Origin of the sequence: Paenibacillus sp. FSL R7-0345 (assembly GCF_038595055.1) — a bacterium.
Classification (GTDB): domain Bacteria; phylum Bacillota; class Bacilli; order Paenibacillales; family Paenibacillaceae; genus Paenibacillus_AQ.
This window is the reverse complement of sequence record NZ_CP152002.1, coordinates 6,100,001-6,113,886: the sequence shown is the minus strand read 5'-3', so window position 1 is coordinate 6,113,886 and position 13,886 is coordinate 6,100,001. Positions and strand designations below refer to the sequence as shown.

Here is a 13,886-nt window from a genome sequence, read left to right as displayed (position 1 = left end):
GTATGCTGAATATCCGTTCTTATAATCTGGGGCCGCTCCAGACCAATGCCTATCTGCTAACCGGAGCTGATCCGCAGCGGGGTGTCATCATTGACCCCGGTATGAATCCTGCTGCCCTTGTACGCGCCATAGAGAATATGGAGATTGAAGCCATATTGCTGACACACGCCCATTTTGATCATATCGGCGGGGTGGATGAGATCCGCAAAGCCAAAAATTGTCCGGTATACGTCCACGCACTGGAAAGCGAATGGCTGGTCAGTCCCAAGCTGAACGGTTCACAGATGTGGCCGGATACATCGCCTCCGATTAGCACAGAGCCTGCGGAATATGATCTGGCCGAGGGCCAGATTCTGAAGCTGCTCGGGCTAACCTTCAAAGTTCTGCATACACCGGGTCATTCTCCCGGCAGTGTCAGCTTTCTGTGCGGCAATGATCTTTTTTCCGGAGATGTCCTGTTTAAGTTAGGTGTAGGCCGTACGGATCTGCCTGGAGGCCGGGAACGGGATCTGGTTGATTCGCTGCGCGGCAAGCTGTACCGGCTGGACGAAGAAGTGAAGGTATATCCCGGACATGGCCCGCGGACAACCATCGGCTTCGAGCGCCGGAACAATCCGTACGTACCCATGCAGTGACGTCATTTCTTAGCAAGCGACAAAAAACGGGAAAATAGAGATAGACAGATGAATACAAAGTTGTTACAATAACGTTAATTAAATGCAACATTTACCTCGCGAAGCACGCAGACTGCGGAATTAATCCCGGTTTGCGTTCTTTTTTTGTCTGTTTAAACGGGTTTTATTTGTATGGGAGGAAGTAAATTGAAGAATGATATTATTGATTTATATGATTATTCTAACGTAAACGAAGCTGATTTTAAGGCTGATAGCATAGAGGGAACTGCATTATCGTTATACCATTCAAAGGCAGAGCTAGCTCCGGCAGTCAGAGAAACGGGAGGCAAATTACGGTTTTGGGGTTTTCCTGAAGGCCGCGGGCGCTATCAGCCCTGGCGGCGCAAATTGTGGGAGCTGCAGAATAGCCGGGACAGTGAATGAACGATCAGACCGGTCTGCACGTATAACAGTTGTGCACAATGAAGGAGGGAACAGGGAAGCTGATGAACGAAGGGACGCTGGAGTTAATCAGGCAGGCCCAGCAGGGCGATGCTTCGGCGCTGGCCGGGCTTCTGCGTGAGCATTACAACTTTTTGTTCAAGTATTTAATCAAAGCTACTATGGACCCTTCCCTGGCGGAAGATCTTGTCCAGGACACTATGGTACGGGCCATGGAGAAGATCGGCAATTACAATGGGACTTCGGCTTTTTCCTCATGGCTGATTACGATTGCAACACGGCTGTACATTGACCGTAAACGGCGCTGGAAGCGGGAATCTGTCTGGCTGCGCCAAGAACGGGGAGCGGCGGCCATACGCTGGCGGTTCGAAAGCCGCAATATGGAGTGGAGCGAAGTGCTCGATGCCCTGTCACGGCTGCCGCTGCCCCAGCGTCTTGCTGTACTGCTGAAGCATTACTACGGCTACAGCTATGAAGAGATCGGAAGCATCATGGAGATTCCGCCGGGAACCGCGAAATCGCGTGTATCTGCAGGTCTGCAGCAGCTGAGAAAGGAGCTGAAAGAGGATGAGTAATGAGGCAGAGAACCGGAAGCTTCTGAATAAGCTATCCGCTGAGCTGGAACGTCTGGATGCGCAGTATGACGACATCCCGGCACCTTCCTTACCGATGATGCAGCAGTTTTTGGCCGCAGAGGCTATCCGCAGACGCCGCCAGGGCCGCCGGGAGCTGCTGCTGTTTTTATTGGCTGCGATCTTCCTTTTGAGTATTGTTCTGGCCGTTTTTGGTTTCGCGCCTGCAGTTTATTGGGTTCTCCAAGCGGTAATTCCGCTTGCTCTGCTTGGCGGTCTGGCAGCCGCAAAGCTCAGGCAGCGGGAGGAGGACAGAAGGCAATGAAGGAACTGCAAGATGTGCCATATTGGCTGTGGGCTGTCATTGCCGTCACACTGCTGGTTCAGGGGACTTGGCTTTTCCAGGATGCCCGCAGAAGAGATAAAGGCAGGGCAGCCTGGTTCTGGGGTTTATGGGGGATGACCGGGTTTCCCGCTCCGCTGATTGTTTACCTGCTGTTTGTTGTACTGCCGGAACACCGCCGGGGAACGGGACGAAGAGGCTGAACCATAAGTTGGAAATGTTGATTTTCAGAAAAAAATGTGAACTTTCATTTAACACCCCTGCTGCTGCTGGACAGCTCTAGCTTTTTCTAGTAGACTGTTGAAACAAGTAGAACCATGATAGATTTTGGAGCAGGAGGTAAGGCGATGCTGCGGTTGGGAGAGAAGATTGTCATTGTTGCTGACGCGTTTGAACAGAGTCTTCCTATCGGAGACTACGGCTACCTGATTGCCTATGACCGCAATCCTGACAACGCGTTCGATTATGTTATTCGTGTTCCTCAGGCTAACAGGAACTTTTATGTTACTGCAGAGGATATTGAGGCGGAGGAGCAGCTGCTGGAGGCGGAAGCTGAAAGAGCGACCCATGAAGCACTGATCGACTACGCTTTGTCGACGCATAACGAGAAGCTGTTCCATCATCTGATGAACGGCGATGATGCGGAAGCCGAAGAGGCGGAAGCAGCACCTAAAGAGAGCATGTCCCAGGCGGAATTCATCAAACAGGTGAATCTCCGGGCTTGGATTTAAGGGAGACCGGCGCAAGCCGGTCTTTTTGTTATGCCAATAAGGGCGGAATGACAAGTACATTGAATTGTCCAGCCTTCTACAATATAATTAAAAACGTTATCCGGGCGCTTTAGCCCTTTAAACAGGAGGGATATTTGGTATGAGCATTACTGTCAAAGATGTGCAGCATGTGGCCAAGCTGGCCAGACTGCAATTAAGCCCGGAAGAAGAGGCTGTTTTTACTGAACAAATGAATGCTATCTTACAATATGCTGAGAAGTTGAATGAGCTGGATACAGAGAATGTAAAGCCTACTACGCATGTGCTGCAGGTCAGCAATGTAATGCGCGATGACGTCGTGAAGGAGAGCCTGTCCCAGGAAGAAGCTTTGCTTAATGCGCCTGAAGATGAAGACGGACACTTCAAGGTTCCGGCTGTACTGGAATAACTATACCGAAAGGAGGAAGAATGTTGAGCCTGTTTCAATATAGATTGCCTGAATTACATAGCATGCTGCAGGGCAAAGAGATTTCCGTCAGCGAACTGACGGAACAATCACTGGCTGCAATTGCAGAACGTGACAGTAAGGTGCATGCATTTTTAACGCTGGATGAGGAGGGGGCACGCCAGTCGGCACGGATTTTGGATGACAAGCTGGCATCCGGGGCGGCGCGCGGACTGTTGTTCGGCCTTCCTGCAGGAATTAAGGATAACATTGTAACCAAAGGACTGCGCACGACCTGTGCCAGTAAGTTCCTGGATAATTTCCAGCCGATTTATGATGCAACCGTTGTCTCTAAGCTGCGTCAGGCTGATGCCGTGACGGTCGGTAAACTGAACATGGACGAGTTCGCCATGGGCGGCTCCAATGAGAACTCCGCTTATGGTGCGGTGCGCAATCCTTGGAATCTTGAGCATGTTCCAGGCGGATCGAGCGGCGGCTCGGCAGCGGCAGTAGCTGCCGGCGAAGTGTTATTCGCACTTGGTTCCGATACCGGCGGCTCCATCCGCCAGCCTGCTTCCTATTGCGGAGTGGTCGGCCTCAAGCCAACCTACGGCCTGGTATCCCGTTTTGGTCTCGTTGCCTTTGCCTCATCGCTTGACCAGATTGGTCCTGTTACCCGCAATGTAGAGGATTCCGCATATGTACTGCAGGCTATTGCAGGCTACGATGCCCAGGATTCCACTTCAGCAAAGGTAGACGTTCCTGATTACCTCAGCGCTTTGACCGGCGACATTTCCGGACTGCGCATTGCCGTGCCGAAGGAATATATCGGCGAAGGTGTAGATGCAGCTGTCCGCGAACAGGTCATGTCGGCCCTCAAAGTGCTTGAAGGTCTTGGCGCTGTATGGGAAGAGGTCTCCCTGCCGCATACCGAATATGCGGTGGCAGCGTACTACCTGCTTGCTTCATCGGAAGCCTCGTCCAACCTGGCCCGTTTTGACGGTGTCCGTTACGGTGTACGCGCCGATGAGGGCGGCGGCCTGCTTGATCTATATCTTAACTCCCGCAGCCGAGGCTTCGGACCGGAAGTGAAACGCCGGATTATGCTGGGCACCTATGCTCTGAGTTCCGGATATTATGATGCTTATTATCTGAAGGCTCAGAAGGTCCGTACCCTGATTAAGCAGGATTTTGACGAAGTATTCAAGAAATACGACGTGGTTATCGGCCCGACGGCGCCGACGGCTGCCTTTAAGCTGGGCTCGCAGACGGAAGATCCGCTGACCATGTATTTGAACGATATACTGACCATTCCGGTCAATCTTGCCGGTATTCCTGCGGTCAGCATTCCTTGCGGCTTTGACGGAGGTCTTCCGGTCGGACTGCAGATCATCGGTAAGGAATTTGACGAGAGCACCGTGCTGCGCGTAGCGCATGCCTTTGAACAGAATACAGACTACCACAAAGAGCGGCCACAGCTGTAAGTCCCGCCGGATAAGACTGTGTACAAGTACAAGCTCACAAAACTTTTAAGGGATGAGATCATTTATGTCTAAATACGAAACGGTCATCGGGCTGGAAGTTCATGTGGAGCTTCATACCAAGTCCAAAATTTTCTGCGGCTGCTCGACAGAATTTGGAGCTCCGCCTAATACCCATACCTGCCCGGTCTGCCTGGGACATCCCGGCGTGCTGCCGGTCCTGAACCGCCAGGCGGTGGAATATGCAATGAAAGCGGCTATGGCGCTGAACTGCACGATCGGTGATGTCAGCAAGTTCGACCGCAAGAACTATTTTTACCCCGATTCGCCAAAAGCCTACCAGATCTCGCAATTCGATCAGCCGATCGGGCTGAACGGCTGGATCGATATTGAGGTTAATGGTGAGACCAAACGCATCGGAATTACCCGTCTTCATCTGGAAGAGGACGCCGGTAAGCTGACTCATGTTGACGGCGGTTTTGCTTCACTGGTTGACTTCAACCGCGTAGGTACACCGCTGATCGAGATTGTTTCCGAACCGGATTTGCGCTCCCCTGAAGAGGCCCGCGCCTATCTTGAGAAGATCCGCGCGATTATGCAGTACTGCGATGTCTCCGACGTCAAGATGGAAGAAGGCTCGATGCGCTGCGATGCCAACATCAGTCTGCGCCCTGTAGGCCAGGAAGAGTTCGGCATCCGTGCAGAGCTGAAGAATATGAACTCCTTCCGCGGCGTGCTGCGCGGATTAGAATATGAACAGTTCCGCCAGGGCGAGATTCTGGATGACGGCGGAGTTGTCGTGCAGGAAACCCGCCGCTGGGATGAGGCTCAGGGCAAAACCCTGTCCATGCGCGGCAAAGAAGAAGCTCATGATTACCGCTACTTCCCGGACCCGGATCTGATTGTCCTGCACATTGATGATGCCTGGAAGGAATCCATCCGCTCGACTATTCCGGAATTGCCGGATGCCCGGCAGGCCCGCTACAGTGAAGAGTTCGGACTGCCCGTCTATGATGCCGGCGTGCTTACCTCATCCAAACTGCTGGCTGATTTCTTCGAGGGCAGCCTTGCTTATACTAAGGATGCCAAAGCCGTAGCCAACTGGATGATGGGCGATCTGCTCGGGTATCTGAACAGTAACAGCCTGGAATTATCCCAGGTTAAGATTACCCCGCAGGGGCTGGGCGAGATGATCGGTCTGATTGCCGGAGGCACGATCAGCAGCAAAATTGCCAAAACCGTATTCAAGGAAATGCTGGAAAGCGGCAAGCTCCCTGCAGTTATTGTTGAAGAGAAGGGGCTTGTGCAGATCAGTGACGAAGGCGCGATCAAGCAAATTGTCGAAGCAGTCGTAGCTGCGAATCCGCAGTCTGTAGAGGATTATAAGGCAGGCAAGCAGAAGGCAATCGGCTTCCTTGTCGGACAAGTAATGAAAGAGAGCAAAGGCAAAGCCAATCCGGGCCTTGTAAATACACTTCTGGCTGAAGTATTGAACGGATAGAACCGGTTTTGGGTAATTTATTATAGGATCTTCAGCACAGGGCTTGTCGGCAACGGCAGGTCCTGTGCTGGCATATAAGGGGAATGTACGGATGAATACAATAGTCAGGCTGGATCTGCAGGATGAGTATACCCTGAGCGAGCTCTGGAGTCTTCAGCATAAAGCCTACCGGCTGGAGGCGGAGATCATCGGCTTCAATGAAATCCCTCCGCTGCTGGAGACGAGAGAGATGCTGGCGGCGGTCAAGGAGGTATTCTACGGCTGCCTGGATGACAACGGGGATCTGCTGGGTGCCGCAGCTGTTCTGGAGGAAACGCCGGGCAAGCTGACTGTTACCCGGATGATGGTGAATCCTGAGCATTTCCGCCAAGGTATAGCCGGAAGTCTGCTGGAATTTATTTTCAGGCATCATTCCGCAATGGAACAGTTTATAGTATCTACAGGGAAACTGAATCGCCCTGCTGTGACCCTATATACAAAGCATGGTTTTGTTCCTGCAGCTGTAGAGGAAGTGGCTCCGGGAGTGGAGCTGATTGAATTTTACCGGGGTGGGCAGCTTTGAGCAGGAAGAACTATACCTTTCGTGAAAGGAAGAGTCCCGATATGAGTTCCGAACAGCAGGATGAATCTGTTATGCCGCCTAAGCCGCCTGTAATCCCGCCACGCCAGAAAAAACGCCCCCGCAAGCGCAAATTTATAGCAGGGCTGCTGGCGGCTGTTATCCCTGGATCCGGACATCTTTATTTCGGACTTTTCCGCAAGGGGATATCTTTCCTGTTCATTATTTTACTGGACATCGCGGCTATGCTGTACTTCTCATCAACCGGCATGCAGATCAACGTTCCGCTGCTTATTTTGCTCGCGCTGCTGATTCCGGTTGTTTATTTCTACAATGTATTTGATGTCCTTCAGTCTGCAGACCGTATCCTGCAGCTGCCGGAGGAATCTGAGCCGGAATTGCCGATAACAGCGGTCAAGAGATCCAGAGCCTGGATCAGCGAACCGGGGATCTCTTTCGGGCTGATGCTGCTGATTGGCGGGGCGCTCATGTTTCTTTTCCGGCAAAAGCCTCTCTGGCTGCAGCAATTCTTTGAGGGCTATGCGGGGGCATTGACTGCGGGAGTGCTGATTCTTAGTGCTCTGTGGCTGGGGATACGAGAGATAGCCAAGAGCATCCTGGTCCGCAAAAGCGATGAACGCCGTCCGCGCCGTGTAGGCCGTTATACAGCCGCCTTAGTGCTGGCTGGTGTAGGTGTTTTTCTGCTGCTGGACTGGCTGAACGGTACGGAAACGATGCTGCTGCTGCTCAAATGGTGGCCGCTGATTCCGGTGCTGTGGGGTGTGGAGTACCTGCTGATATCTTTGTTTGCACGCCGCAGAGGCAGAGCAATCAAAGCTCCGAGACCCCGGATGGACCTGCGCGGCCTGCTGTCGGCAATAATTCTGGGGGCCAGCGTATTTATTGTAGCCGAGCAGGAGCACTACTTACACTTGTGGAACAAGGTCAGTATGAACCTGACTGTCGCTGCGGTGGATTACGGGGAAGCTACGGGTAACAGGTATGAAAAAGCGCCGCTAATTGTACCCGTTGAGCTGGGCACCTCCAAACTTACGGTCGACGGTATTAACGGAGATATTCTCATCCACCGTGCCGCTGTAGAGGATATTGAAATTATAGCGACTGTATGGGTCGATGAGCTTGAAGGCGCGCAGGCCGAGGCGGTCTCTGAGCAGTCTTTTGTTCAGGTGGAGGAAGGGCCGACCATTAAAATAACTCCCCAATACCAGGCCTATGGTGAATCCGGCAAACGCCAGCCGCGTATCGATCTGGATATTTCGCTTCCGGAAGACCGGCGCTTCAATCTGGATGTGCGGACGATGAACGGCGGCATTACTTTACAGAATGTTGAGGCGATTCAGGATATTGCTCTGGAAACGGGCAACGGAGAGCTGATTCTGCACCGCATTTATGGAAATGTAAAAGGAAAAACACTGAACGGTGCGGTGCGGGCACGTACAGTTCAAGGAAACGTCGATCTTGCATCAGGCGGCGGAAGTATGGATGCCTGGGATGTTACCGGAGTGCTGAAGCTCTCTACGGTCGTAGGCAATATTTCTGCTACGGGCAGCGGGGATGAAGTAAACCTGTCCAGCAAAAACGGCAACCTTGAAGTTGACGGCTCAAGGGCGAAGCTGCATGCGGAATCGCTGAACGGCACAATAAACATTCGGTCTGAGGTGCTCGGAGGAGACTGGGAGGTCTACAGCGCGGTAGGGGATATTACGCTTTCTCTGCCTGCTTCAGGCAACTATGCAGTGAACGGATCGAGCGGCTACGGTAATATCAGCACAGACATTTCCGGATTGGCCATTGATAAAAAGACGATCTCCGGCGAGGTAGGTACGGGTGAATTTAAGGTGCGTGTGGAAGGAAACAGCAGCTTAAATGTGAAGGAATATTGAAAAAAGTAATTTTTATTATATAATAATAAATATAATGTACTTGGTGCATTGACAACATTCAAAGCCGGGTTTTACAATTGCAGTATAGTTTTAGGATCTTACATTATGGCTTTAATTTAAAGGCGGTGGAATTGATGGGTAGTGGCGTACAGCATGCATTGGAACAATTGAAGACTACCGGTGTCCGTATTACACCCCAGCGTCATGCAATTTTGACGTATCTGATGGAAGCGTTGAATCATCCTACGGCAGACGATATTTATCGTGCGCTGGAGCCGCAGTTTCCAAGTATGAGCGTGGCAACGGTGTACAACAATTTGAAAATGTTCATGGAAGCCGGAATGGTGCGTGAGTTGACCTACGGCGATAACTCCAGCCGTTTCGATGCTAATGTATCCGATCATTATCATGTCATCTGCCAGGAATGCGGTAAAATTGAGGATTTCAGCTATCCCTCCCTTCATGAGGTGGAGCATGCGGCCGAGCTGGCAACAGGCTTCAAGGTTCACGGATTACGGATGGAGATGTACGGTGTCTGCAAAGGCTGTAGTGAGAAGAAGCACTAGCTGTATAGACGCTTATATCAGGAAGCGTAATTTATAACGTGTGGTATCCGGTAACGGCTGCCGCACGTTTTTTGTTTTACTACAATATGCCGGCCAGTTAATGCCGCTTCTTCCAGTAGATTTGCGAAACCAAAGCGCTGAATATAGCGTATACTTAAAATTGGATATCAGAATGAAAATCTATTGATAGTTTTGGAGGATATATTTTGGAGAGCAGACAGAGACAAGGACGCACTAACAAGCGTGGAAGCCGTCTTCGCCGTTTCCTGGGACTGGTTATCATTGCTGCAGCCGCCTATTGGGTTGCTTTTTATGTACTGCCAAACCGTCAGCATATTGATCCGGACTGGAATGGAGTGCAGCAGCCTATTTTCGTTAAAGGACAATTGACTGGTTATTCTGCCAGCGGCACCGGTGACGGCTTGCTTTTACCGCTTCCGCTTTTGCAGGAGTATGTTGACCCGGACATCCGTTATGAAGAAGCTACCAAGTCCGTTATCCTTTCTACAGATAATGATTTGCTATATATGCAGGAGGATACAACCGCGGCAAGCCTCAACAACGAGCCTGTTCAGCTCCGGCTTGCTCCTGAGGAACAGGACGGGGTGACCTATCTTCCGGCAGATTCCCTTGAGAACCTCTATGGTTTAGAAGTAGAGGAGGATAGCAGTACCAGCGCTGTTCTGCTGATGACTGCCGGTGAGAGCGTAAAGCTTGGCACAGTAAAAGGCGAGGAGGGCGGTCGTACAAAGGCATTGCGCAAGGGGCCGACCATTCATGCGCCGATTATTGCGGATATGCCGCCGGGTACAGTGGTACGGATCTGGCATTCAGCTACCGAGAACGAGGAATGGCTGTATGTGCAGATGAACAGCGGGTATACCGGATTTATCAAGGCCGAGGACATTACTGCTGACGGAGAAAAGACGGTGGAGCAGAGGGAGTACGTACCTACGCGTGCAGAACGCAGCTGGAAAGGGAAGGCTGTGAATCTGTTCTGGGAAGCCGTGTATGAGCGTAAGCCTAACCCGGCAAACTTCGGTGAGCTTCCGGGGGTTAACGTGGTTAGTCCGACGTGGTTCAGTATTGTTGATGTTGACGGGAATGTGCGAAGTAAGGCGGATAAAGCCTATGTAGAGTGGGCTCACAAGCAAGGCATGGAAGTATGGGCGCTGCTCAGTAACAGCTTTGATGCCGATCTTACCACTGAGGCGTTATCAAGCTATGAGAGACGGATGACGACGATAGTCCAGATGCTTGAATATGCTGATTTATATGATTTGGATGGTATTAATATTGATTTTGAGAATGTGTATACCAAGGATGGAGGCAATGTTACGCAGTTTATGCGGGAACTGAAGCCGATGGCCCAGGCCAAGAATCTGATTATTTCGATTGATGTTACCCCTAAGTCCAATAGTGAGATGTGGTCCTTATTTCTGGACCGTAAGGCTCTTGGTACAACAGCTGACTTTTTAATGGTCATGGCTTATGATGAACATTGGGCTTCCAGCCCTACAGCAGGTTCTGTCGCCTCGTTGCCGTGGGTTGAGAACTCAATCAGCCGGATCATTAAGGAGGACGAGGTGCCTGCCGAGAAGATAATCCTTGGTGTGCCTCTATATACGCGAATCTGGACAGAGACTACGGAAAAGGGTGAGATGAAGGTCAGCTCCAAAGCTGTCGGAATGAAGACTGTCCAGGAGCTTCTGGCAGAAAAGAAACTGACACCTTCCTTCGATAGTGAAGCAGGACAGAACTATGTCGAGTACAAAGAAGAAGGAAATCTCCAGAAAATCTGGATTGAAGACGAGGTTTCCCTAAAAGCGAGAGTTGAGCTAGCCAAGTCCTTCGGGCTCGGCGGAGTGGCCTCCTGGACGCGCAGCTTCGGAACGGTCGAGGCCTGGAAAGCACTGCAGGAAATAAACAAATAGCCGGCTTTGATCATAATAAAAACAAGGTGTTCCCGTATAGGGGGCACCTTGTTTTTATATTTTCAATCATTTTTCAGTGATTTTTCAGTGGGAGAGTAGATAATTAGAAGATAGAAGTGCATGAGGCTTGTCAGTGGGATTTGAGCTGTTGACTCTCAAGCTGCTCAGCTGTAATAGTTGCCTGTGCGGGATCGCGGGTGAGCAGAGTATGGCAGAACATGCAGCGGTCGGTTTTGCCCAGCATCTTGGTCAGTTTGTGACATTCAGGGCACTCCAGCTGAACTGCACTCGTTGAAAGCATGCCTGCCCAGAAGTAGATGGCCAAACTGGCCATCATGGAGATCAGACCGATAACCAGTCCGATTGCCGCTGCCACCTTACCTGCTGATCCCCAGAACACGATTCCTGCAGTCCCGGCAATCATAAGGCCCATTCCAAGCATGGTCAGCAGCAGTCCCCAGGTGCGGAAAGCATTGATTTTAGCCGATTTTATCTTCATGATTAGTGGCTCCTAACTAAATATAGTTCGGACGTTCAGAAGGAACTGACATGGATATGTAGAATATTAATATTTAAAGAGAATTATAACTGACGTGACGCAAAATCGCCAAATTTGATGGAGGGAAGCATGGAACTGTCCAATTTGACCCTGTTGAGTGGAGAAACGTTTGATGAAAGTGTCCTGGGCGCCGTAGCATTGCGGCAAAAAGGTAACGCTCCGTTTCAGAGCGCGCTGCTCCATGATTTTGATATGGTGGTACTGATGCTGCACGCGGAGCAGGAGAAAGAACGGATTTTGACCCATACGATTGCCGGAGAGAGACGGACACAGACAGTTCATGTTGGTTTGCCTGCGCTGGAACGGGCTGTTTTGGCAGGTGATAACAACGAATTACTGACCAGTCTTATAACAGGTGAAGTTATCTGGGACCCCAAAGGGATATTGGGTGAGATGAGGCGGGAGATTATCCGGTTTCAGGGGCCGCTTAAAGATCGCGTGCTGTTCATGGAATTTGCCCGGTTCCTGCATATGTATGTAAAATCCAAGCGCTATATCGAAGCCTGCTGTACGATGGATGCGTACAATTGTGTGCTTATGGCCTTGTATCACTGGGCTCGTATTGAAGTCAGTGAAGCAGGCTGCTTCCCGAATCCGGCGGTGTGGGAGCAAGTAAAGAGCCTTAATACCCCGGTCCATAAGCTGTATGAAGAACTTACAGTGAGTACCGAAACACTGGATCAAAGAATTGAGCTGATTCTGCTTGCCTGCGAATTTGCCCTTATGTCCAAGATGTCCGACTGTTGCGGGTTGCTGCTGAACATTCTCGGGAGCCGCAAAGAATCGTGGAGTATTAAGGAGTTATTACAGCATTCGGGTCTCAGTCCGCTTGGTGCAGAACTGCCGCTGGTACTGCGCAAGCTGGTATCCCGCTCACAGATAAGAGAGATCACAGCCTGGTCTAAAGATGCTTCTGAAGGACATACGGTCCGTTACACATTATAAATATAGCTGTACAGGTTAAGCTAAGGAGAGGAAATACGCTCTCTTTTTTTGTTTGTTTGTAATGTAAAAGCAGGCCTTTAACGCAGAAAAATAAAACGAAATATTTAGGGTTGACTCGGGTGTTAAATCTGTGATAAATTATAACTCGTCCCTCCGACACACCGTCAAGCTGAACAGCAGATGGTGATCAACGGAAAAAAGAAATTCAAAAAAAGATGTTGACAAAAATGAGGGCGACATGATATATTATAAAGGTCGCTGCTGACGAGAACATCGCAAGCGACGACGTGCTTGATCTTTGAAAACTGAACAACGAGTGAGTATCGGAAATCACTTCGGTGAGATCCAAAAGTAGAGAATGTAAATTCTCGTCAGATGTTTCAAAATGAGCAATCGCTCTTTTCGATAGTTTTCGGATGGTTATTTCCTCGGAGTAATTCGGGTGTGGTAACTACTCGGAAAAACCTTATTGGAGAGTTTGATCCTGGCTCAGGACGAACGCTGGCGGCGTGCCTAATACATGCAAGTCGAGCGGAGCTTATCCTTCGGGGTAAGCTTAGCGGCGGACGGGTGAGTAACACGTAGGCAACCTGCCCCTTAGTCTGGGATAACTACCGGAAACGGTAGCTAATACCGGATAATTTCTCTTTTCGCATGAGAAGAGAATGAAAGGCGGAGCAATCTGCTGGTAAGGGATGGGCCTGCGGCGCATTAGCTAGTTGGTGGGGTAACGGCTCACCAAGGCGACGATGCGTAGCCGACCTGAGAGGGTGAACGGCCACACTGGGACTGAGACACGGCCCAGACTCCTACGGGAGGCAGCAGTAGGGAATCTTCCGCAATGGGCGAAAGCCTGACGGAGCAACGCCGCGTGAGTGATGAAGGTTTTCGGATCGTAAAGCTCTGTTGCCAGGGAAGAACGTCCGGTAGAGTAACTGCTACCGGAGTGACGGTACCTGAGAAGAAAGCCCCGGCTAACTACGTGCCAGCAGCCGCGGTAATACGTAGGGGGCAAGCGTTGTCCGGAATTATTGGGCGTAAAGCGCGCGCAGGCGGCTATTTAAGTCTGGTGTTTAAACCTTGGGCTCAACCTGAGGTCGCACTGGAAACTGGGTGGCTTGAGTACAGAAGAGGAAAGTGGAATTCCACGTGTAGCGGTGAAATGCGTAGAGATGTGGAGGAACACCAGTGGCGAAGGCGACTTTCTGGGCTGTAACTGACGCTGAGGCGCGAAAGCGTGGGGAGCAAACAGGATTAGATACCCTGGTAGTCCACGCCGTAAACGATGAGT

The 13,886-nt window shown here is 50.8% G+C and carries 15 protein-coding genes and 1 rRNA gene (1 of these 16 cut by a window edge); 15 read left to right on the top strand and 1 reads right to left on the bottom strand.

The window, feature by feature from the left end; translation table 11 throughout:
- The first annotated feature begins 2 nt into the window (after positions 1 to 2).
- The 13 genes from NST84_RS26465 (at position 3) to NST84_RS26405 (ending at position 11,091) form a co-directional block, all read left to right on the top strand.
- Positions 3 to 635, top strand: coding sequence for an MBL fold metallo-hydrolase (locus NST84_RS26465; protein WP_342563046.1), 633 nt, complete (start codon positions 3 to 5; stop codon positions 633 to 635).
- 186 nt (positions 636 to 821) lie between these two features.
- Positions 822 to 1,058 (top strand): hypothetical protein, encoded by a 237-nt coding sequence (locus NST84_RS26460; RefSeq protein WP_342563045.1) that lies wholly within the window; start codon positions 822 to 824, stop codon positions 1,056 to 1,058.
- Between the two features lie 38 nt (positions 1,059 to 1,096).
- Positions 1,097 to 1,651: an RNA polymerase sigma factor SigY gene (gene sigY, locus NST84_RS26455; RefSeq protein WP_342563044.1), complete on the top strand. Its 555-nt coding sequence runs from the start codon at positions 1,097 to 1,099 to the stop codon at positions 1,649 to 1,651.
- Positions 1,644 to 1,973 (top strand): DUF5345 family protein, encoded by a 330-nt coding sequence (locus NST84_RS26450; protein ID WP_342563043.1) that lies wholly within the window; start codon positions 1,644 to 1,646, stop codon positions 1,971 to 1,973. Before sigY ends, NST84_RS26450 begins: the two co-directional genes overlap by 8 nt.
- The gene (locus tag NST84_RS26445; protein ID WP_342563042.1) at positions 1,970 to 2,194 is read left to right on the top strand and encodes a hypothetical protein; all 225 of its coding nucleotides are present in this window, start codon (positions 1,970 to 1,972) and stop codon (positions 2,192 to 2,194) included. Before NST84_RS26450 ends, NST84_RS26445 begins: the two co-directional genes overlap by 4 nt.
- Before the next feature lie 144 nt (positions 2,195 to 2,338).
- Positions 2,339 to 2,722: an ATPase gene (locus tag NST84_RS26440; protein ID WP_342563041.1), complete on the top strand. Its 384-nt coding sequence runs from the start codon at positions 2,339 to 2,341 to the stop codon at positions 2,720 to 2,722.
- Positions 2,723 to 2,861: 139 nt separating this feature from the next.
- Positions 2,862 to 3,149 carry an Asp-tRNA(Asn)/Glu-tRNA(Gln) amidotransferase subunit GatC gene (gatC, locus tag NST84_RS26435; protein ID WP_342563040.1) on the top strand — a complete coding sequence of 96 codons (288 nt, stop codon included), beginning with the start codon at positions 2,862 to 2,864 and terminating at the stop codon, positions 3,147 to 3,149.
- 23 nt (positions 3,150 to 3,172) lie between these two features.
- On the top strand, positions 3,173 to 4,630 hold the full coding sequence (gene gatA, locus NST84_RS26430; protein ID WP_342563039.1) for an Asp-tRNA(Asn)/Glu-tRNA(Gln) amidotransferase subunit GatA: 1,458 nt from the start codon (positions 3,173 to 3,175) through the stop codon (positions 4,628 to 4,630).
- A 52-nt stretch (positions 4,631 to 4,682) separates the two neighbouring features.
- Positions 4,683 to 6,128: an Asp-tRNA(Asn)/Glu-tRNA(Gln) amidotransferase subunit GatB gene (gene gatB, locus NST84_RS26425; protein ID WP_342563038.1), complete on the top strand. Its 1,446-nt coding sequence runs from the start codon at positions 4,683 to 4,685 to the stop codon at positions 6,126 to 6,128.
- A gap of 91 nt (positions 6,129 to 6,219) precedes the next feature.
- Positions 6,220 to 6,690, top strand: a complete 471-nt coding sequence (locus NST84_RS26420) for a GNAT family N-acetyltransferase (protein WP_342563037.1) — start codon at positions 6,220 to 6,222, stop codon at positions 6,688 to 6,690.
- A gap of 41 nt (positions 6,691 to 6,731) precedes the next feature.
- Positions 6,732 to 8,591, top strand: coding sequence for a DUF4097 family beta strand repeat-containing protein (locus NST84_RS26415; RefSeq protein WP_342563036.1), 1,860 nt, complete (start codon positions 6,732 to 6,734; stop codon positions 8,589 to 8,591).
- Between the two features lie 134 nt (positions 8,592 to 8,725).
- Complete coding sequence (gene perR, locus NST84_RS26410; RefSeq protein ID WP_342563035.1) at positions 8,726 to 9,157, top strand: peroxide-responsive transcriptional repressor PerR; 432 nt, start codon at positions 8,726 to 8,728, stop codon at positions 9,155 to 9,157.
- Between the two features lie 206 nt (positions 9,158 to 9,363).
- Positions 9,364 to 11,091, top strand: coding sequence for a glycosyl hydrolase family 18 protein (locus NST84_RS26405; RefSeq protein WP_342563034.1), 1,728 nt, complete (start codon positions 9,364 to 9,366; stop codon positions 11,089 to 11,091).
- 130 nt (positions 11,092 to 11,221) lie between these two features.
- Here NST84_RS26405 and NST84_RS26400 read toward each other — a convergent pair whose 3' ends face one another.
- Entirely contained in the window at positions 11,222 to 11,590 is a 369-nt protein-coding gene (locus NST84_RS26400) for a DUF2614 family zinc ribbon-containing protein (protein WP_342563033.1), read from the bottom strand.
- A 129-nt stretch (positions 11,591 to 11,719) separates the two neighbouring features.
- On the opposite strand from NST84_RS26400, the gene NST84_RS26395 reads away from it, so the two are divergent.
- On the top strand, positions 11,720 to 12,595 hold the full coding sequence (locus NST84_RS26395; protein WP_342563032.1) for a nucleotidyltransferase-like protein: 876 nt from the start codon (positions 11,720 to 11,722) through the stop codon (positions 12,593 to 12,595).
- A gap of 466 nt (positions 12,596 to 13,061) precedes the next feature.
- A 16S ribosomal RNA gene (locus NST84_RS26390) occupies positions 13,062 to 13,886 on the top strand (it continues 723 nt past the right edge of the window).

Excerpts from the sequence above, each read along its gene's own strand:
- NST84_RS26465 (WP_342563046.1), top strand. The coding sequence starts at position 3 with ATGCTGAATATCCGTTCTTATAATCTGGGGCCGCTCCAGACCAATGCC.
- sigY (WP_342563044.1), top strand. The coding sequence starts at position 1,097 with ATGAAGGAGGGAACAGGGAAGCTGATGAACGAAGGGACGCTGGAGTTA.
- NST84_RS26450 (WP_342563043.1), top strand. The coding sequence starts at position 1,644 with ATGAGTAATGAGGCAGAGAACCGGAAGCTTCTGAATAAGCTATCCGCT.
- NST84_RS26445 (WP_342563042.1), top strand. The coding sequence starts at position 1,970 with ATGAAGGAACTGCAAGATGTGCCATATTGGCTGTGGGCTGTCATTGCC.
- NST84_RS26440 (WP_342563041.1), top strand. The coding sequence starts at position 2,339 with ATGCTGCGGTTGGGAGAGAAGATTGTCATTGTTGCTGACGCGTTTGAA.
- gatC (WP_342563040.1), top strand. The coding sequence starts at position 2,862 with ATGAGCATTACTGTCAAAGATGTGCAGCATGTGGCCAAGCTGGCCAGA.
- gatB (WP_342563038.1), top strand. The coding sequence starts at position 4,683 with ATGAGATCATTTATGTCTAAATACGAAACGGTCATCGGGCTGGAAGTT.
- NST84_RS26420 (WP_342563037.1), top strand. The coding sequence starts at position 6,220 with ATGAATACAATAGTCAGGCTGGATCTGCAGGATGAGTATACCCTGAGC.
- NST84_RS26415 (WP_342563036.1), top strand. The coding sequence starts at position 6,732 with ATGAGTTCCGAACAGCAGGATGAATCTGTTATGCCGCCTAAGCCGCCT.
- perR (WP_342563035.1), top strand. The coding sequence starts at position 8,726 with ATGGGTAGTGGCGTACAGCATGCATTGGAACAATTGAAGACTACCGGT.
- NST84_RS26400 (WP_342563033.1), bottom strand. The coding sequence starts at position 11,590 with ATGAAGATAAAATCGGCTAAAATCAATGCTTTCCGCACCTGGGGACTG.
- NST84_RS26395 (WP_342563032.1), top strand. The coding sequence starts at position 11,720 with ATGGAACTGTCCAATTTGACCCTGTTGAGTGGAGAAACGTTTGATGAA.